Origin of the sequence: Terasakiella brassicae (assembly GCF_014641495.1) — a bacterium.
In the GTDB taxonomy this organism is placed as follows: Bacteria; Pseudomonadota; Alphaproteobacteria; order Rhodospirillales; family Terasakiellaceae; genus Terasakiella; species Terasakiella brassicae.
This window is the reverse complement of record NZ_BMHV01000010.1, coordinates 77,440-96,980: the sequence shown is the minus strand read 5'-3', so window position 1 is coordinate 96,980 and position 19,541 is coordinate 77,440. Positions and strand designations below refer to the sequence as shown.

The window sequence follows — 19,541 nt, the reverse complement described above, 5'->3', positions numbered from 1 at the left end:
ATATGGCAGGTACTTTGTACGGTCTGGGCATTGGTCCGGGCGATCCTGATTTAATCACCTTAAAGGCGCTGAATATTCTTCAGGCCGCCCCGGTGATTGCCTATCCGGCCCCGGTTGGTAAGTCGAGCTTGGCGCGATCCATTGTTGAAAAACACCTTCCCGGTGGGCAGGACGAAATTAAAATCGATACGCCGATGATCCCCGGTGATTTCCCCGCCAATGATGTTTACGATCAATATAGCGAAGAAATTGCGCAAAAACTGGCTGAGGGTAAAGACGTTGCGGTTTTGTGCGAAGGCGATCCGTTCTTCTTCGGGTCCTTCATGTATATCTATGCCCGGCTGGCGGATCGTTTTGAAACGCGTGTTGTCCCCGGTGTTTCTTCTGCGATGGCAAGCTGTTGCCAGTTGGGCGTGCCGATTACATCGCGGGCCGATGTGTTGACGATTTTACCGGCTCCGTTGCCCAGTGAAGATTTGTTAGAACGCCTGCAACTGTGTGATGCGGCGATCATTATGAAAGTGGGACGCCACTTTGCCAAGGTACGTGATGTGATCGGCACCTTGGGCTTAAACGAACATGCTTATTACATTGAACATGCCACAATGGAGACACAAAAAATGATGTCTCTGGACGAGGCAACTTTTGAAAAGGCACCGTATTTTTCGATGATTATTGTACATAAACGCGGCGAGGCGTGGAAATGACCCAGACAACTCCGGCATTGATCTGTCTCAGCACAGGTGGCTATCAACTGGCGCAAGAACTGGCCCAGACAATGGGGGATGTGGAAATTCACGGTTTGAAAAAACGCCTCCCTGATTGTGCGATTGCTTTTGACAATACCATTGACCATGTGCGCAGCCTCTTTCGCAAAGGACAGCCGATTATCGGCATTTGCGCCAGCGGTATTTTGATCCGTGCGCTGGCCCCGTTGCTGGCGGATAAATGGGCAGAACCGCCCGTGGTTGCGGTTGCTGAAGACGCCTCCTGTGCGGTTCCGTTGCTGGGGGGGCATCACGGTGCAAATGAACTGGCGCGCTGGATTGCCGATATTTTGGAAGGCGCTGCTGCCATCACAACAGCCGGAGAACTGAATTTCGGTGTGGCGCTGGATGAACCGCCACGCGGTTGGCGGATTGCCAATCCTGATTATGCCAAAGATGTTGCCGCAGCTTTGTTAAACCATGATCCGGTTTCCTTGGAAGTTGAAGCGGGCGAAGCGGTCTGGTTGGAAGAAAAAGGCCTGTCCTTTGAAGATGTCGGTTTTCCGCGTATTCGGATTTCTGATCGTGATGTTGAACCTGACGGCAATGAATTGTTATTCCATCCGCCCGTACTGGCCTTGGGTGTGGGATGTGAGAGAAACTGTCCAGCCGATCATTTAATCGAACATGCCTTGGCAACTTTGGCCAGCGCTGGATTATCGCGCCAATCGATTGGCTGCGTGGTTTCTGTTGATGTCAAGGCCAACGAAGCAGCCGTGCATGCCTTGGCCGATGTGCTGGGGGTGCCGGCACGTTTCTTCACACCTGAAGAATTGGAGGCCCAAACACCGCGCCTGAAGAACCCGTCTGATGTTGTCTTTGACGAGGTGGGCTGTCATGGTGTGGCCGAAGGGGCTGCCTTGGCAGCTGTTGGTGGTCTGGGTGAATTGGTTGTTGAAAAACAAAAAACGGACAAGGCAACTTGTGCGATCGGGCGTTCCCCGGTTGATTTACAACCCGTTGCATTGGGCCGGGCGCAGGGATATTTGTCCGTGATCGGTATCGGTCCGGGTTCTGATGAATGGCGATCCCCACAGGCGACACAAGCCTTGCGTGAAGCCACCGATGTGGTGGGGTATGGTTTGTACCTTGATCTGGTCGAGGATCTGATCGTTGGGAAAGACCGTCACGAAAGCGGTCTGGCGAATGAAGAAAAACGTGCCCGTATTGCCCTTGATTTGGCGGCAGAGGGAAAACGGGTCTGTCTGGTTTGTTCTGGTGATGCCGGGATTTATGCCTTGGCGACATTGGCATTTGAATTGCTGGATAAAGAAAATAAACCTGAATGGAACCGTCTGCGCATTGATGTTGCACCGGGTATTTCGGCCTTGCAAGCCTGTGCGGCGCGCATTGGGGCACCGATTAACCATGATTTTTGCACTATTTCCCTGTCTGATCTGTTGACGCCGTGGGAAGATATCCAACGACGGTTGAAAGCGGCGGCCGATGGCGATTTCGTTGTAGCGTTCTATAACCCGCGTTCCAAACGCCGGGTGACGCAAATTGAAAAGGCCCGCGATATCTTGTTGACGGGACGCCCGGCAGAAACGCCTGTCGTTTTGGGGCGCAATCTGGGGCGTGCGACTGAAAGCCTTGAGGTGATTACCTTGGGCGAATTAACGTCCGATCATGCGGATATGCTGACTATGGTTTTGGTCGGTTCCAGTCAAAGCCGCGTCATTGAACGTGGTGTCAATAAATGGGTCTATACGCCACGTGGCTATGAAAAGAAAATGAAGGTGCAATCATGACGGTTTATTTTATCGGCGCAGGTCCGGGGGCACCGGATTTAATCACGGTGCGTGGGCTTAATATCATCAAGGAAGCCCCAGTGGTCTTATTTGCTGGATCCTTGGTCCCGGAAGGTATTGTTGCCCAAGCTGATAAGGCAGCTGTGGTGAAAGATACGGCGCCGATGCATTTGGACGAGATCATTACTGAAATCGAAGAAGCGCACAAACAAGGTCATGATGTCGCCCGTGTTCATTCCGGGGATCCCTGTCTTTACGGGGCAATTGCCGAACAGATGCGCCGTCTGGATAAACTGGATATTGATTATGAAGTTGTACCCGGTGTGTCAGCCTATGCGGCAGCCTCGGCGGCCTTAAAGACCGAACTCACCTTGCCGGATGTGTCCCAATCCATCGTGTTGACGCGAACAGCCGTTCGTTCTTCCAAAATGCCGAATAACGAGGATCTGGAAACCTTTGCCAAAAGCGGCGCAACCTTGGCAATTCATTTGTCGGTTAATAACCTGAAACACGTGGTGGACACACTGAGCCCTTATTATGGTGCGGACTGCCCGGTTGTTGTGGCCTATCGTGTGTCATGGCCGGATGAAGCCTTTATTCATGGCACGCTTTCCGACATCCGGGCAAAGGTAAAAGACAGCGGGATTACCCGCACAGCTTTGATTTTGGTTGGTCATGTGCTGGGCAGTGAAGATTTTACCGACAGCAAGCTTTATGACGTGGATCATACCCATGTCTTGCGTGAAAAGAAGAAAGCGTAAAACCTCGCTTTCTTCTTTTTCTGCTACGAGCAGGGTTAATCCGGCACACAAATTTCGCATTTGAATAGAGCAATAACAGTGCGCAGAAATAAGCTGGCAATGACAACCCATGTCAGGACATAAAGCACTTGTGCGAGATAGTCGAAAAAGGCGAGATGGGTCAATTGCCCCATCAAAAGGGTGGCACTGGTAAAAGCAGCCAGCGGGAAGGTATAGGCCCACCACGACATTGCAAACTTGATGCGCACCATACGGTGAATTTGAGAAAGCAATAAACAGAAGAAAAAGGCCGCCCAATAATAGATCAACCGCCCGAGTGTATCGAGTTCACCTGTCATTTGAATGTAGGAGACAAAACCGATACTGGGCGGGGCAAGCAGAATAAATAAAGTCGGCAGCAGCTTTTGCGGCATGGGATTGTGAAACATCAAGCGGTTGATGATCAGGATCAGCAGGATCACCCAGAACAAAATGCCCCAGGCAAAGAAAAACCAGGATAGTTCCAGAGGCGCGTGACGCACGCCGACCAAAGGCACAATAATATTCCCAACGGCAGGGATAAACCAGGCCGGGGTACTATGAACCACCTCATAGCGGGCGTGATTGATCCAGCTACTAATGATTGCCATAGATAGGAAAAATTGGAAGAAGCACCCGGTTGCCCACAGAAAGAAAGAGAGCCGTTCATTAATGGGGTAAAAGGCCGCGCCAAGTAAAAGCAGACTGATACTGGCGGCGGGGAAAAAACTAATTTTGATCGGATGGTTCCAATCTGCCAGCACGGCTTGAGGATAGCGCAGGGACTTGAGGGTATAAGTCGCAAGGATTACAATATAAATGGCCAGTGTCAGATAGGCGAGCGTGTAAAATACAATACCGTTACTGCCGAGCATCCATTCCATTTTATGTGAAATAATGGTCAAGCCGGACAGCCCCATTGTTGTTGAAAACATGGGTAAGGGGAAATGTTGGAGGCTACTGTGTTTTTCTGACATGGCTGCATCTCGAAAATAAAGGGGGGAAAGGAAAGCTTATCCCTCCTGATCGTGATACGCAATAAGCGCACCTGTGGCATTGACGGTTATCAATAAAATCTAATATAACAATGAAAATAAAAAAAGAGCCCGCTGTTCTTTATAGGCAGCGGGCTTTTTTTGTTAAAGGCCTTCGGGTTGACCGACAACAACGGCTTTTAATTTGTCCGGTGTCAGCAGAGTTTTTGCAACCCGGTTGACATCTTCAGGCGTAACAGCTTCCACTTGTTTGTTGCGTTGTTCCAAAAAATCAATGGGGAGTTTATCCATCTGCATCCCGAGAAGAATTGCCGCAATATTGTCACTGGAATTAAACCGCAGGGCAAAGGAGCCGGTTAAAAATGTTTTGGCATCGCGCACTTCTTCGGCACTGACACCTTGTGTGGCGGCTTTTTTCCATTCGGCGCGCACAACATCCAATGTTTCTTTGACGCGCGCATTTTGGGTACCCGCCCCGACAATCCACAAATCGGCATGCTGATAGCCCGCCAGATAGCTGTAGACAGAATAGACAAGCCCGCGTTTTTCGCGAACTTCTTCGGTCAGACGAGACGAAAACCCACCGCCACCTAAAATATAATTCAGAACATAGGCTGCGTAGAAATCTTCGTCATGGCGTTCGACGCCTTCCTGCACGAACAGAATACTGCTTTGCGGGACGGGTTTTTGAATGATGCTCAGTTCATTGTCCAAATGCAAAACCGCATCCGAAACCGGGCGGTTTTCTGTTTTTTCAGGCAGGGCGGCGAAGGTTTTATCAAGCAGGGTTTTTAATTCTGTGGCTGTGATGTCGCCGGATACACCGATCTTTAAATCACGGCGGTTAAGGCGGGTTTGCACAAAATTATGTAAGTCGGCCTGTGTTATATTTTGCACGCCTTCTATGGTCCCTTTAGAACCCCGCGCATAGGGGTGGTCGGCAAAAATGGACTGATACAGGTTCAGGGCTGCAATGGTGTCGGGATCTTCTTCGCGTTGGCGCAGCTCTGCCAGAATTTGTGCACGAATACGTTCAATCGCGTCTTTTTCAAAACGTGGAGCAAGCAAGGCCTGATTTAACATCTCAAGGGCGGGTTCCAGATTTTCCCGCAAGGTCAGGACGTGACCGCCAAAACGGTCCATGCTGGCTTCAAACCGTAACGTGATGGACAGATCATTTAATCGGGCCTGAAAACTTTGCGAGTTCCATTCACCGGCGCCTTCATCCATTGTTGCAGAAGCCAGACGGGCCAATCCTTCTTTTCCAACAGGATCTTGTGCGCTGCCGCCCTCAAAACCGAAATGCAGGGAAACGATGGGATTGGTATGGTCTTCGATCAACCAAGCCTCAATGCCGTTTTGTGAAATGACTTTCTGGACGGGGGCCAAGGCATATGCGGGCACGTTCAGCAAGATTATGGCGGCAAGGACAATAAATCGGATCATTGTTTTTCTCCCTTCTCAGCCGCCATCAAAATGCCGGTTACGGTGTGTTTATTTGCCAATACGCTGCGTAAAGCCCGATTGACGTCATCACGTGAGATGGATTTGATATCGTCGGGCCAGTTTTCGGTTTTATCGATTGTCATGCCGATGGCGAGGGTGGAGCCAAACACTTGTGCGCCTGTGCCCAGATTGTCACGGGCAAACACCGCATCGTTGATGAGGGATTTTTGAGCACGCAGGACTTCATCCTGTGCAACACCTTTTTCAATCAGCAAGTCGATTTCCTTGATCAGGGCTTTTTCCAACTTGTCGGGGGAAACCCCCTGTTGTGGACTGGCCCAGAAGGTCAGTTCGGACACATCCAGACGGGTGGGGGAATAGGACATACCGGCAGAGACGGCAAGTTTTTGATCCACGACCAAAGATTGATAGAGACGGCTTGTGGCTGAACCGCTCATAATTTGTTGGAGAATTTGCAAGGCATAAGGTGCCTTTGTATCTGTTTTATCATCGCCATAGCTGGGGGCAAGGTAACTGCGTTGCAGGCTGGCTTGACGCACACGCGGGTCTTTCTTTATCACACGGCGGTCTGCATGGGCGGGGGGCTCGCTCGGGCGTTGGCGGATTATATCGGGTCCACGTGGGATAACACCGTAATATTTTTCAGCCAGAGGGCGCAGTTCTTCCATTGTGACATCACCTTCAACGACCAAAACGGCATTGTTGGGCGCATACCATTGTTTGTAGAAATCTCGCAGATCCTTGAGGCTGAGGTTTTCAATCTCGTGGGCCCAGCCGATGACAGGAATACGATAGGGGTGGTTCATATATTGAACGGTGTCAATTTGTTCGCGCAATTGTGCACTGGGGTCGTTATCGGTCCGTTGGCGGCGTTCTTCCAAGATCACCAGACGTTCCGGTTCAATGACCTCTTTTGTCAGGCTCAGATGCGTCATACGATCGGCTTCCATTTTCATAACCAGTTCGAGACGATCTTTGGCAACGGTTTGAAAATAGGCGGTATAGTCGTACGAGGTAAAAGCGTTATCGCGCCCCCCATTTTTGGCAACGATTCTTGAAAATTCACCCGCAGGGATGCTGGGTGTTCCCTTGAACATCAGATGTTCAAAAAAGTGGGCAATGCCGGACTTACCTGCCGGTTCATCAGCAGAACCCACGCGATACCAAACCATATGTTTTACAACAGGGACGCGGGTATTCGGGATCAGAACCACCTGCATCCCGTTTTCCAGTGTAAAGCTTTGCGGATTAAAAACGCGGGCCTGTAGCGGAAAGGAAACAAGCAGGCCGATCAATGCAGCAATAAGAAAACGCACGTTTACCTCAAACAATCAATAGGGAGCCACCCGTTTCAAACGGATGGCAAAAACGAAACCAATCGAGTCTTTAAGGATTTAGCCTGAAACCTTGTTCAAACAAGGGCAGATTTATCGCGGCATTTATTTAAATAAGCCTTCAAGGATGGCTTGGTCTTTGCGTTCGATCACAACCGCACCCTGACCGTCGACAACTTTACCTAAAGCTTGTGCCTCGCGAATACGTTGGGCTTCTTTGGCCGCATCAACTTTGGTGCCGAAGGCTTCTTTATTTTTCCAGAACATAATTTCGTCTGTAAAATGTTTTGATTCTTCGACAAAGGCACTGGTTTCGCGGTCAATCGTCTGGCGGATAGTCGGATCGACACCGGCGGCACCGGTTTGTTGCAATAATGACTCCAGACCCGGTGTCATATTGGCATATCCATTTTCGTTGGCACGGGGCGTATTGACATCACGACCCGTTAGGGCACGTTGGGCCTTAAGGGTTTCGTCTTCGGCCTGTGGGCGATCAGCCCCCGGCTTTGGTGGTTTGAGGGCGTAATCCGGCGGCAAGCTGAGTGGCGCACGCGAATAAACGGCAAATTCATCCGGCGCCGTCTTTTCCAGACCCATCATTTTTTTAGCATCACCACAGGCACTCAGACTCGCGACTGCAATTGCTAAAACCATCATATTTTTTAAGTTGAGTACTGACATTTTCATCGCCGTTTTACTGTCCAACTATTCACACTCATCTGTTTTAGATGAATCTGCCTTGCTAAACAAGCTATCTAAAATCAAAAATGTTGCTCCGCAGGTGATGCCGATGTCTGCAACATTGAAAGCAGGCCAGTGATAGCCTGCCATATGAAAATCAAGAAAGTCGGCAACCGCCCCCCAATGCAGGCGATCAATACCGTTGCCCAAGGCACCACCGATGATGGCTCCGCATGGTAAGGCAAAGCGAATCCGATTTTCACGCACCATCCAAATGGTCAAACCGATTGCTGCACCAAAGGCCATAGCGGTTAAAACATAAACCTTAACCGAGGAATCCCAACCGAACATACCGAAACTGACACCTCGATTCCATGCCATGACGATATTGAAAAACGAGGTCACTTCGATCACATGGGGGCGCATCATGACATCGTAGACAATGACAAACTTACTCCATTGATCGATGCATAGAACAAGCAGTGAGATCAAAAGACCCGCAAGGTAGGGCTTGGTTTGGAAAATTCGGTTCATGTTATCCTGTCAAAACCGCGCATGCGGACAAAATCTGATCGATGGCATAAAAGTGGCCTTGATGTCGTTCAACATACAAGGCCACGCAATATTGGTTTTAGGCAATAGCGTCTTCACAACGTTTGCAGATCCCGCCTTCGTCGCTGACTTCCGGCAGGATTTGCCAGCAACGTTCGCATTTGCCGCCGTCGGCTTCTTTAAAGACAACGCCGATCCCTTTGATATCTTCCATGATGAAGGCACCGCTTGGCACATTGCCTTCATGCAATTGTGCCGCAGAGGTAATCGACAGTTCGGCAAGGTCGATCCCGTTCATGGCCTCGACATATTCTGTCGGGGCGTAAACGTCCGGGGCGGCTTGTAAAGAAGCACCGATGACTTTTTCTTTACGTTTTAATTCCAAGGCACCTGTCACCACTTTGCGCAAATCACGGACTTTGGCCCATTTGGCAGCCAAGGCATCATCTTGCCAATTGGCGGGAATTTCCGGGAACTGGCGCAGGTGAACGCTGTCTGCATCTTCACCAAAGCGGCTGGTCCATGCTTCTTCCGTTGTAAAGACCATGAAGGGGGCAAACCATGCACTTAATGTGTTGAACAGAATGTCGAGAACCGTGCGGGCAGCGCGGCGGCGGACACTGTCTGCCCCATCACAATAAACCGCATCTTTGCGGATATCGAAATAGAAGGCGGACAATTCAACCGCACAGAAGTGATGCAATTCGGCAAAGGCTTTGTGGAAGACGAAATCGTTACAGGCCTTGCGCAATTGTTTATCCAGTGTGAACAAACGATGCAGAACCCAACGTTCCAGTTCCGGCATTTCTTCAAACGGCAGTTTTTCCGCGTCACTGAAACCGTCCAGATTACCCAGCAAGTAACGCAGGGTGTTGCGCAGGCGACGATAAACATCGGATTGCTGTTTGATGATTTCCGGGCCGATGCGCAAATCATCCGCCGTATCGGCAGAAACCACCCACAGGCGCAAAATATCGGCGCCGTACTGATTGTTGACATCTTGTGGGGAGGTCACATTGCCCAAGGACTTGGACATTTTGTAACCTTTTTCATCCAATACGAAACCGTGTGTGAGAACGGCGTCATAGGGCGCGCGGCCCCGCGTTCCACAAGATTCCAGCAAGGATGAATGGAACCAGCCCCGGTGCTGATCAGAGCCTTCCAGATAAAGCGAGGCCGGCCAGGTCAAATCGTCGCGGTCTTCCAGAACAAAGGCGTGTGTGGAACCCGAATCGAACCAAACATCAAGAATGTCTGTGACCTGTTCAAAATCATCGGCGCTATATTCATTGCCGAGGAATTCTTGCGGGTCGCGCGAATACCATGCGTCTGCGCCTTCTTCTTCGAAAGCCTTGACGATGCGGTCCACGACATTTTGGTCACGCAGCGGCTCACCCGTTTTCTTATCGACAAAGACAGTGATCGGCACGCCCCATGCCCGTTGACGCGAGACACACCAGTCGGGACGATCCTTGATCATGCCACCCAAGCGATTGCGACCAGCCGCAGGAACAAAGCGGGTTTCATCAATGGCTTTTAACGCTTTTTCACGCAAGCCGTTGGTCTCCATCGAGATGAACCATTGCGGTGTGTTGCGGAAAATCAGTTTTGCCTTGGAACGCCACGAACAGGGATAGCTGTGCATGATTTTACCAGAGGCCAGCAAAGAGCCCACTTCGGTTAGTTGTTCCAGTACATGCGGGGCGACTTTATAGACATGTTCACCGGCAAAGATCGGCACATGGTCATAATAACAGCCATCCGGGCCGACCGTATCGGGCACGGCAATGCCATATTGCATGGACACTTCCCAGTCTTCCTGACCGTGACCGGGGGCGGTGTGGACAAAGCCTGTCCCGGCCTCGGTTGTGACATGGTCACCAGCGATACAAGGCACGTCGAAATCATAATCGCGACCACGCCAAGGGTGGGAACAAATGGTGCCTTCCAGTTCTTTTCCTTTGAACCGGGCAATTTGTTTGAAGTCTGCAACTTTGGCTTCGCCCATAACTTCAGCGGCCAAGGCATCAGCCAGACAGATTTTTTCCCCGACACGAGCGAGGGAACCATCATGGACATCAAGGATTTCATAGACGGCATAATCAATGTCGTTGCCGTAAGAGATTGCCCGGTTGCCCGGCATGGTCCACGGGGTTGTCGTCCAGATGACGATTGTCGCGTCTTTGATTACGTCCAGTTTGGTTTCTTCAACCTTGAAACGGACGTGGATCGTTGTGGATTCGTGATCGAAATATTCGACCTCGGCTTCGGCCAGGGCTGTTTTTTCCACAGGCGACCACATGACCGGTTTTGCCCCTTTATAAAGGCTGCCGTTCATCAAAAAGCGACAAAGTTCCTTGGCAATGATGGCTTCGGCACGGTTGGTCATGGTCAGATAAGGATCTTCCCAGTTGCCGACGAGGCCAAGGCGTTTGAATTCCTCGCGCTGAATGTCGATCCATTCTTTGGCAAACTGGCGGCATTCTTCGCGAAATTCCAGAACAGGAACCTGATCCTTATCTTTCTTTTTCTTGCGGTATTTTTCTTCGATCTTCCATTCGATCGGCAGGCCGTGGCAATCCCAGCCCGGTACGTAATTGGCGTTTTTGCCCATCATTTGTTGGGAACGAACGATGATATCTTTTAAAATCTTGTTCAGCGCGTGACCGATATGCAGATGACCGTTGGCGTACGGGGGGCCGTCATGCAGCACGAAAGGCTCGCGGTCTTTGGCATCTTCGCGCAATTTTTCGTAAAGACCAATCTCTTCCCACTTCGCCAGAATTTGCGGCTCTTTCTGGGCAAGGCCGGCACGCATCGGGAAGTCGGTTTTGGGAAGAAATACAGTTGATTTATAATCCACAGTCATGGTCTGCTCGCTTGAGATTTAAAAAGGTTCGGTCTTCTTTAATATGTCTTTGGCCTGGATGCAATCTTTTGCAATCTGTGCCTTGATTTCGTCAAGGCCGGAGAACTTCTGTTCATGGCGAATAAATTCGACCAAGGCAACGCGCACATGCTTGCCATAAAGGTCGCCGTCGAAGTCAAAAAGGTGGGCTTCCAGCAGGATGTCGCGTTTATCAAACGTTGGTCGTTTGCCGATATTGGCAACGCCGTCATGCCAGACAGTATGAGTGCCATGATCGATACCGGCGCGAATAGCATAAACGCCCAAGGCCGGTGTCAGATAATCATGTAATTCGATGTTGCAGGTCGGAAAGCCGATTGTGCGCCCGCGTTGATCGCCCTTGATCACACGACCTTCAATTTCGAAGGGACGACCCAGTACATCCCAAGCTTGGCGGGGGCCGCCTGTTGTCAGGTAGTCACGTACCCGTGTGGAGGAATAAGCCACGCCGCCCGCATCGCTGACCGGGTTTACACAGGTAAATCCATAGCCGTGTTTCTGGCCTTCCTGCAACAGCATATCCGGGTTGCCGCGACGATGTGCCCCGAAATAAAAATTATAGCCGCTGACCACATGGCGAGCTTGCAGTCCATCGACCAGCACCTCCTTGATAAAGTCTTCTGCCGATTTTTTGGCGAAATCCATGTCGAATTGCAGGGTGACAAGATGGTCAACCTCCAGCTCTTCGATATGGCGGGTTTTGATACGAAACGGGGTAATGCGAAACGGGTCCTGATCTGGCATGAAAACCATGCGCGGGTGGGGCTCAAACGTCAGGACAACCCATGGAATCCGGTGGGCCTTGGCGATCCATCCGGCCTCGCCAATCACTTCCCTGTGTCCCAGGTGTACACCGTCAAAGTTACCGATGGCGACTGCGCCCCCTTTGACCTCGGGCGGCAAGTCCTCATAATGTCTGAATATCCGCATGGCGCGAAGGTAGCGAGATTGGGCACGGGGTCAAGTCTAAAATGGCGTTTTTCGTCTATTCACCACGTGAAAATATGCATATGTTGATGCAACTTGATCAGCAGATAGTGAGGCCGCTATGACAATTTCTTCTTTCAATCCCCCCTTACGCACTCTGATGGGGCCGGGGCCAAGTGATGTTCACCCACGTGTTCTGGCGGCAATGGCGCGTCCCACGGTCGGGCATTTGGATCCGGCTTTTATTGGCATGATGGACGAGGTTAAAAGCCTGCTGCAATATGCATTTCAAACAGATAATGCCCTGACGTTTCCGATTTCCGCACCGGGTTCTGCCGGAATGGAAAGCTGTTTTGCCAATCTGGTGGAACCCGGGGACAAGGTGATTGTCTGTATCAACGGCGTGTTCGGCCTGCGCATGAAAGAAAATGTCGAACGTTGTGGTGGCGTTGCGATTGTGGTCGAAGATGACTGGGGATGTTCTGTTGACGCCCATAAAGTCGAAGACGCACTGAAAGCCAACCCCGATACAAAAATCGTTGCTTTCGTGCAGGCGGAAACGTCAACCGGGGTCCATACCGATCCATTGATTCTGTGTAAACTCGCCACACGGTATGGGGCTTTAAGCCTTGTCGATGCGGTCACGGCCCTTGCAGGGGTGCCTGTGCTGGTCGATGACTGGGGGGCGGATGCGGTTTATGCGGGCACGCAAAAATGTTTGTCTTGCGTTCCGGGCTTGTCGCCCGTGACCTTCAGTGAACGGGCGCTGGATAAAATCCGCAAGCGTAGTTCAAAGGTTCAAAGCTGGTTCCTCGATCTGAATTTGATTATGGGCTATTGGGGCGAGGGGGCAACACGGGCCTATCATCATACGGCCCCGGTCAATGCGCTTTATGCTTTACACGAATCTTTGGTGATGTTGCAGGAAGAAGGACTGGAAAATGCATGGCATCGTCATGCCAAAATGCATCTGGGCCTGAAAGCCGGACTGGAAGCAATGGGTCTGGAATTTGCCGTTGATGAAATGTACCGTTTGCCGCAATTAAATGCGGTTAAAATCCCGGATGGTGTCGATGACGCTGCGTTGCGCAAACGGGCATTGGAACGCTATGGTCTTGAAATCGGGGCTGGATTGGGCGCATTCGCGGGTAAGATATGGCGGATCGGTCTGATGGGGCAAAGTGCAACGCCACGTAATATTTTACTTTGTTTATCAACGTTGGAAACCTTGCTTTCACAGGCAAATGTGAAGGTTGAAAGCGGAAAAGCAGTTGATGCAGCGCAAAAAATATTGTTTTAACGGGTCAGACCACTTAAAACTTAGCGCCTATATCACCCCCTTGAAACAGGAGAAGTCCGTTGAGCAATCTGTCTTTGGCCAAAGATAAAATTCGTATTTTGTTGTTGGAAGGCGTTCATGAAAATGCCATTCGTGTTTTTGAAAATGCCGGTTACAGCAATATCGAGTTTCACAAAAAAGCTTTGGATGAAGAGGTCCTGAAGGAAAAAATTAAGGACGCTCACATCGTTGGTATTCGTTCGCGCACGCAATTGACTGAGGAAGTCATTGAAGGGGCGGAAAAACTGTTTTCGGTGGGGTGTTTCTGTATCGGCACCAATCAGGTTGATCTGCGTAGCACCTTGTCTAAAGGGGTTCCGGTCTTTAACGCACCTTATTCCAACACCCGTTCCGTGGCGGAACTGGTGTTGGCAGAAGCCATTATGCTGATGCGCGGCATTCCGGCGAAAAACGCAAGCTGCCATGAAGGGGGCTGGATTAAATCCGCAGCAGGGTCTTTTGAAGTGCGCGGCAAGACATTGGGGATCGTCGGTTACGGCCATATCGGCAGCCAATTGTCCATTTTGGCAGAAGCCCTTGGCTTTAAAGTGATCTATTTTGATATTGTCAACAAGCTTCCCTTGGGGAACGCATCACCGGTTGAGACACTGGATCAATTGCTGCAAATGTCCGACGTTGTCAGCCTGCATGTGCCCGATACACCGGAAACACGCAACATGATGGGCGCGCGCGAATTTGGTGAAATGAAAAAAGGGGCGCATTTCATCAACGCGGCACGCGGTACTGTTGTTGATATTCCGGCTTTGGCAGATGCGTTGAAAAGTGATCATCTCGCCGGGGCGGCGGTTGATGTCTTCCCTGTTGAACCGAAAGGGGCCGATGATGAATTTGTTTCTGAACTGCGTGGCCTGTCCAATGTCATTCTAACGCCGCATATCGGTGGGTCTACACAGGAAGCACAGGCCAATATCGGGACGGAAGTTGCCGAAAAGCTTGTTAAATATTCCGATGATGGTTCCACCTTCGGGGCGGTGAACTTCATGGAAGTTTCCTTGCCTGTAAAAGGGTCCGGCACGCGTTTCATGCATATCCATGAAAATAAACCGGGTGTCATGGCACGTATTGCCGAAATTATGAACGAGCATGGCTTCAATATCACCGGGCAATATCTGCAAACAGATGGTGAGTTTGGTTATGTTGTGGTCGATGTGGACGCCGATATTGTCGAAGGCCAAGGCGTGCGTCAGGCATTGACAGATATTGCGGGAACCATTCGCTTGCGGTTCTTGCGTTAACACACAGGTGACGTTCAGTTTAGAACAATACCAAAAAGAATAGTTGATTATTCTTGTCGGGTATTGTAATTCAAATGATAGATTTCACACGATAAGCTCTACAGTGAATGTCCAGATGAAAGGAATGTCTCGTGAGCCATAAACCTGAATTGAACGTCATCGACGCCAAACCCAGCCGGGAAGAAGCCGAAGAAGCGGTTCGTACCTTAATCAAATGGGCGGGTGATGATCCGACCCGTGAAGGTCTGGTCGGCACGCCGGACCGGGTGGTGCGATCCTACGAAGAATTCTTTGCCGGATATGATCAAGACCCGGAAGAGATTCTAAAACGTACGTTTGAAGAAACGGACGGTTATGACGAAATGGTCGTTTTGCGCGACATTCGTTTCGAATCCCATTGCGAACATCACATGGTGCCGATTTTGGGCAAGGCGCATATTGCCTATATGCCGAAAAAACGTGTCGTTGGCATTTCCAAACTCGCCCGTATTATCGAGGTCTATGCAAAACGCCTGCAAATTCAGGAAAAGATGACAGCGCAAGTTGCCAATGTCATTCAGGATGTGCTGGATCCATTGGGCGTGGCAATTGTAATTGAAGCGCAACACCAATGTATGACCACCCGTGGTGTTTATAAGCCGGGGGTGACGATGGTGACCTCGCGAATGTTGGGTGCCTTCAGAAATAACATTGCGACTCGTAAGGAATTTCTGACAATGATCGGTAATCCGGCCAGTGGACCGGCGGTCAATAGCTTCTAAAAAAGATTAAAAGCCTCGCTTTGATGAAAAGCGAGGCTCAGGTTATTGACAAAGCCCTAAACTGTCATCCCCGACCCGATCGGGGATCCATCTTGATTCAATGAGGGATATCTAACCTGTTGATTTTAAATGGATCCCGCATCAAGTGCGAGATGACGATTTTGGTCAATTATTTACGAAAAACACTTTGTCAGCAATCTGAGCCTCGTTTTGATAAAAAGCGAGGTTTTTTTTACGTCTTGAGGCCGTCCAGCAAATCCCCGATCATAAATCGTGCAGAGTTGGAGCGTGGTTTCCACAGGTTACGATCCTGTGCTTCCTGAAAACGTTCCAGCATTTCTTTTAAGGCCGCCGGGTTGTTTTCCTTTAAGAATGCAAAAGTATCGTCATCCATGATGAAGGCCTCAAAAACCGCATCAAAATGATGATCACGCACACATTGCGCCGTCGCAGCAAAAGCGAACATGTAATCCAGCGTCGCCGCCATTTCGAACGCCCCTTTGTAGCCATGACGTTTTACCCCATCAATCCATTTGGGATTAACGACACGGGCGCGCACAACACGCGAGATTTCTTCTTCCAAGGTACGGATGCGCGGGGTTTCGGGGCGGGAATGGTCATTGTGGTAAACGGTTGGGGCTTCGCCGCCTTTCAGCGTGCGAATAGCGGCTGTCATGCCGCCTTCAAACTGGTAATAGTCGTCACTGTCCAGCAGATCGTGTTCGCGGTTATCCTGATTTTGGACAACGGCTTCGACCTTTGACAGGCGTTCTTCAAACAAACCGTGTGCACTTTTCCCGCTGCTGCCTTGACCATAGGCGTATCCCCCCCATGCGACATAGGCCCGCGCAAGATCGTCGGCTGTATCCCAGCCTTTTTCGTCGATTAAGGCCTGCAAGCCTGCGCCATAAGCCCCGGGTTTGGAACCAAAAACGCGAAAACCGGATTGCAGGTCGGCGTCTTCTTGGCTGGCACCCTTGGCGATCATATCAGCCTTTTCCTGTTTGACGCGAGCAGCCAACGGGTTGAGGTCTTCAGGTTCATCTTGGGCCGCAACCGCGCGCACCGCACTGTCAAATAGGTCGATCAAACCGGGGAAGGCGTCACGGAAGAAACCGGATACCCGCAAGGTGACATCCACGCGGGGACGACCAAGCACAGTTTGCGGCATGACTTCAAACCCGGTGACACGGCGTGAAACCGGGTCCCATTGCGGTTGGACCCCCATTAACGCAAGACCTTGGGCAATATCATCCCCGCCGGTGCGCATGTTGGATGTTCCCCATGCGGTCAAGGCCATTGTGCGCGGCCAGTCGCCGTGATCCTGCATGTAGCGTTCAATCATTAAACTTGCGGATTTCCAGCCCAGCGTCCAGGCGGCTGGTGTAGGTACGGTACGGGTATCGACGGAATAAAAATTCTTTCCGGTCGGCAGGATTTCCGGTCGTCCGCGTGTTGGTGCGCCACTGGGACCGGGCAAAACAAAACGCCCGTCAAGTCCCCGCAGGATAGCATCAATTTCTGCATCGCCACAGGCCATGACGGCGGGACGAACTGTATCTTCCACATAAGTAAGAACAGCTTGTGTCCGGGACCATTCTGTTGGGCAGGACAGATCATTGCTGATAAGTTGAGAGGCAATGGTTTCCAGCCGTTCAACGGTATCCCCACAGGTGCGCCAATGGTCTGCACTACTCAGGATATCGGGTTTTGGTCCTGTCCACGTAGTCGCCATTTCACAATTGAGCGGATCGAAATTCAGTTTCAGATCATCGGCAATCGCGCGGATGAGGGAAGCATCACGCCCTTCGCCCTTGTCACGCGGCACACGCACAAGTGCGACCAACAAGTCGTTAAGTAAACGATCTGCCGGGCTTTCGCCAAAGATATGCAGACCGTCACGAATTTGCATTTCTTTAAGCTCACATAAATGGTTATCAAGCTTGCCAAGTGCGGTTTCATCGTCATCGTCGCGATCAATGCCACAATCGATATCCAGCCCGGTACTGCGCGACAAGGCGAGGATTTCTTTTTTCAAAACCTTCAGTCGGCGCGGGTCCACGCCAGCAGCTTCGTAATATTCATCGACCAGTAATTCCAAATCGCGCAAAGGTCCATAACTTTCCGCCCGCGTCAAAGGTGGGGTTAAATGATCAATGATGACGGCCTGGGCACGGCGTTTGGCCTGCGTGCCTTCACCGGGATCATTAATGATGAAGGGATAAAGATGCACGCTGGGGCCGAAGACGGCCTCGGGGAAACAGTTTTCAGACAAGGCAATGGCTTTGCCGGGCAACCATTCCATATTGCCATGCTTGCCCATATGAACAATCGCATGACTGCGAAATTCAAAACGTAGCCATGCATAAAAGGCCAGATAGTTATGGGGCGGTACCAGATCGGGGCTGTGATAACTTTCCACCGGATCGATATTGTAACCCCGTGCGGGTTGCAGGCAAACGGCCACATTGCCGCAGCGATAAGCCGGAAGCAGGAATTGCCCACAATCCAGTTCACCGGGGCGGAAAAACGGATCTTTTTCAGCCGGACCCCATCGGTCCAGAACCGCCTGTTGAACAGATTGCGGCAAGCTGGAAAAGAAAATCTGATAATCAGATAGGCGGAGCGTTTCACAAATATCGCGACTGTCGATCTGGGTGAAATCGTTGGTAACGCCTGCTTGCAGACGGGCGATCAGGTCATTTCCGTCTGTCGGGATGTCTTCCACGCGGTATCCGTTTCTTGCCATTGCCTTTAAAACATTCAGGGACCCGGCCGGGGTATCCAGTCCGACCCCGTTGCCCATACGCCCGTCTTTGTTGGGATAGTTGGCAAGGACAAGGGCGATTTTACGCAGGTTGGCGGGGGTGGTTTTCAGTCTGGCCCAGTTTGCCGCAAGTTCTGCCGTAAATGTCAGACGATCGGGCACAGGTTTGTAACTGACAATGTCGCATTGGGTCAACTCGTCGCGTTGGGCCAGTCCTTTAAACGAAACGGCGCGTGCTAAAATACGTCCGTCAACCTCAGGCAAGGCCACGTTCATGGCGATATCGCGTGCACTTAACCCGTGGGTACCCTCGCGCCAGCTGTCTTCGTTGCTGCCGGCGAAGACGACTTGCAGGACCGCGCAATCGGCGATATCAAAAGGTGTTTTTGTGCGTTTGGCATTGGGTTTGGACAGGGCAAAGCCTGTGCCGTTTAAAATCACGGATGTATGGCTTTGTGCCAGCAGGTCTTCGATCTGTGCCGCTGCAATTGCATCTTTCAGGCTGGCGGCATAAAGGGGCAGCGGGTTTAATCCTTGGGCTTGCAAGGCCTCAATCAAACCATCAATAACGGCTGTATTGCCAGCCTGCATCAAGGCGCGATAAAAAGTAATCGCGGCAACGGGTCGTCCGTCTGTCCAATGATTGTTGCGCAGGTCGTTGAGGCTGAGGGTACTCTGGCCGGGCCAATAGATCCCGGCGCGCAACAAGGGCGCGGGTTCGGCCCAGTCACGGCTTAGCCCCAACAGGTGATGGCTGAAATTTAAAAACTCAACCGCGTTTTCAATGCCGCCGTGGACGCAATATTGCCACAGGCGGTGCGTGTTTTCCTGATCCAGTGTGGACAGGTTGGCCAGTTCCGCATCGGGTTGGTCATCGCCGGGTAACAGGGCCAAGGGGATGTTTTTTTCTGAACAGATGCGTGTGATTTCATCCACGCCATATTCCCAATAACTTTTGCCGCCTAATAAGCGCACAATGACCAGTTTGGCATGCTGGATGATATCATCCACATATAAATCCACCGACATATTGTGCCCCATATGCAGCAAGGACGCGAGGCGCAGGCTGGGAATACAGTTGTCTTGGTCATGCAAGCGGTTTTGTGCCAACGCCAAACAGGCGAGTTCGGTATCAGCTGCCGATAGAACGACAATGTCGCCCGGTGTCTGTCCCAGATCAATCGCTTCGGACCCGTCAGAGACAGCGCCCGGTGTGGCGGCCAAAAGATGCATTTTTTACTTCCATTCTTTAACAAT

General features: G+C 51.0%; 14 protein-coding genes. 6 read left to right on the top strand and 8 right to left on the bottom strand.

The features are described from left to right. Positions 1-2: 2 nt before the first annotated feature. From cobI to cobM, 3 genes are read left to right on the top strand one after another with little or no spacing between them, the layout of a single operon-like run. Entirely contained in the window at positions 3-707 is a 705-nt protein-coding gene (gene cobI, locus IEW74_RS08595) for a precorrin-2 C(20)-methyltransferase (RefSeq protein WP_188663842.1), read from the top strand. Further along, positions 704-2,518, top strand: coding sequence for a precorrin-3B C(17)-methyltransferase (cobJ, locus tag IEW74_RS08590; protein ID WP_188663840.1), 1,815 nt, complete (start codon positions 704-706; stop codon positions 2,516-2,518). Before cobI ends, cobJ begins: the two co-directional genes overlap by 4 nt. Next, entirely contained in the window at positions 2,515-3,279 is a 765-nt protein-coding gene (gene cobM / locus IEW74_RS08585) for a precorrin-4 C(11)-methyltransferase (protein WP_188663838.1), read from the top strand. Before cobJ ends, cobM begins: the two co-directional genes overlap by 4 nt. A gap of 35 nt (positions 3,280-3,314) precedes the next feature. On the opposite strand, the gene IEW74_RS08580 is transcribed toward cobM, so the two are convergent. The 7 genes from IEW74_RS08580 to IEW74_RS08550 all read right to left on the bottom strand — a co-directional run bounded on the left by IEW74_RS08580 (position 3,315) and on the right by IEW74_RS08550 (position 12,164). Then, the gene (locus IEW74_RS08580; protein ID WP_188663836.1) at positions 3,315-4,274 is read right to left on the bottom strand and encodes an SLAC1 anion channel family protein; all 960 of its coding nucleotides are present in this window, start codon (positions 4,272-4,274) and stop codon (positions 3,315-3,317) included. 162 nt (positions 4,275-4,436) lie between these two features. After that, positions 4,437-5,738: a M16 family metallopeptidase gene (locus IEW74_RS08575; RefSeq protein ID WP_188663834.1), complete on the bottom strand. Its 1,302-nt coding sequence runs from the start codon at positions 5,736-5,738 to the stop codon at positions 4,437-4,439. Next, the gene (locus IEW74_RS08570) at positions 5,735-7,075 is read right to left on the bottom strand and encodes a M16 family metallopeptidase (RefSeq protein WP_229734284.1); all 1,341 of its coding nucleotides are present in this window, start codon (positions 7,073-7,075) and stop codon (positions 5,735-5,737) included. Before IEW74_RS08570 ends, IEW74_RS08575 begins: the two co-directional genes overlap by 4 nt. 123 nt (positions 7,076-7,198) lie before the next feature. Further along, positions 7,199-7,774 carry a DUF3035 domain-containing protein gene (locus IEW74_RS08565; RefSeq protein WP_188663832.1) on the bottom strand — a complete coding sequence of 192 codons (576 nt, stop codon included), beginning with the start codon at positions 7,772-7,774 and terminating at the stop codon, positions 7,199-7,201. A 24-nt stretch (positions 7,775-7,798) separates the two neighbouring features. Then, entirely contained in the window at positions 7,799-8,308 is a 510-nt protein-coding gene (lspA, locus tag IEW74_RS08560) for a signal peptidase II (RefSeq protein ID WP_188663830.1), read from the bottom strand. Between the two features lie 97 nt (positions 8,309-8,405). Further along, positions 8,406-11,195 carry an isoleucine--tRNA ligase gene (gene ileS, locus IEW74_RS08555; protein WP_188663828.1) on the bottom strand — a complete coding sequence of 930 codons (2,790 nt, stop codon included), beginning with the start codon at positions 11,193-11,195 and terminating at the stop codon, positions 8,406-8,408. An 18-nt stretch (positions 11,196-11,213) separates the two neighbouring features. Further along, a complete protein-coding gene (locus IEW74_RS08550; protein ID WP_188663826.1) occupies positions 11,214-12,164 on the bottom strand; it encodes a bifunctional riboflavin kinase/FAD synthetase in 951 nt (316 codons plus the stop codon). A 118-nt stretch (positions 12,165-12,282) separates the two neighbouring features. Here IEW74_RS08550 and IEW74_RS08545 point away from each other — a divergent pair, with 118 nt between their 5' ends. The 3 genes from IEW74_RS08545 (at position 12,283) to folE (ending at position 15,517) form a co-directional block, all read left to right on the top strand. Then, on the top strand, positions 12,283-13,461 hold the full coding sequence (locus IEW74_RS08545) for a pyridoxal-phosphate-dependent aminotransferase family protein (RefSeq protein ID WP_188663823.1): 1,179 nt from the start codon (positions 12,283-12,285) through the stop codon (positions 13,459-13,461). A 59-nt stretch (positions 13,462-13,520) separates the two neighbouring features. After that, positions 13,521-14,756, top strand: a complete 1,236-nt coding sequence (serA, locus tag IEW74_RS08540; RefSeq protein WP_188663821.1) for a phosphoglycerate dehydrogenase — start codon at positions 13,521-13,523, stop codon at positions 14,754-14,756. Between the two features lie 131 nt (positions 14,757-14,887). Beyond that, positions 14,888-15,517 (top strand): GTP cyclohydrolase I FolE, encoded by a 630-nt coding sequence (gene folE / locus IEW74_RS08535; protein WP_188663819.1) that lies wholly within the window; start codon positions 14,888-14,890, stop codon positions 15,515-15,517. A 232-nt stretch (positions 15,518-15,749) separates the two neighbouring features. On the opposite strand, the gene cobN is transcribed toward folE, so the two are convergent. Next, entirely contained in the window at positions 15,750-19,517 is a 3,768-nt protein-coding gene (gene cobN / locus IEW74_RS08530) for a cobaltochelatase subunit CobN (RefSeq protein WP_188663817.1), read from the bottom strand. Positions 19,518-19,541: the final 24 nt, after the last annotated feature.

Bases quoted from the DNA above. Each gene is read 5' to 3' on its own strand.
- cobI (WP_188663842.1), top strand. From the start codon at position 3: ATGGCAGGTACTTTGTACGGTCTGGGCATTGGTCCGGGCGATCCTGAT.
- cobJ (WP_188663840.1), top strand. From the start codon at position 704: ATGACCCAGACAACTCCGGCATTGATCTGTCTCAGCACAGGTGGCTAT.
- cobM (WP_188663838.1), top strand. From the start codon at position 2,515: ATGACGGTTTATTTTATCGGCGCAGGTCCGGGGGCACCGGATTTAATC.
- IEW74_RS08580 (WP_188663836.1), bottom strand. From the start codon at position 4,274: ATGTCAGAAAAACACAGTAGCCTCCAACATTTCCCCTTACCCATGTTT.
- IEW74_RS08575 (WP_188663834.1), bottom strand. From the start codon at position 5,738: ATGATCCGATTTATTGTCCTTGCCGCCATAATCTTGCTGAACGTGCCC.
- IEW74_RS08565 (WP_188663832.1), bottom strand. From the start codon at position 7,774: ATGTCAGTACTCAACTTAAAAAATATGATGGTTTTAGCAATTGCAGTC.
- lspA (WP_188663830.1), bottom strand. From the start codon at position 8,308: ATGAACCGAATTTTCCAAACCAAGCCCTACCTTGCGGGTCTTTTGATC.
- ileS (WP_188663828.1), bottom strand. From the start codon at position 11,195: ATGACTGTGGATTATAAATCAACTGTATTTCTTCCCAAAACCGACTTC.
- IEW74_RS08550 (WP_188663826.1), bottom strand. From the start codon at position 12,164: ATGCGGATATTCAGACATTATGAGGACTTGCCGCCCGAGGTCAAAGGG.
- IEW74_RS08545 (WP_188663823.1), top strand. From the start codon at position 12,283: ATGACAATTTCTTCTTTCAATCCCCCCTTACGCACTCTGATGGGGCCG.
- cobN (WP_188663817.1), bottom strand. From the start codon at position 19,517: ATGCATCTTTTGGCCGCCACACCGGGCGCTGTCTCTGACGGGTCCGAA.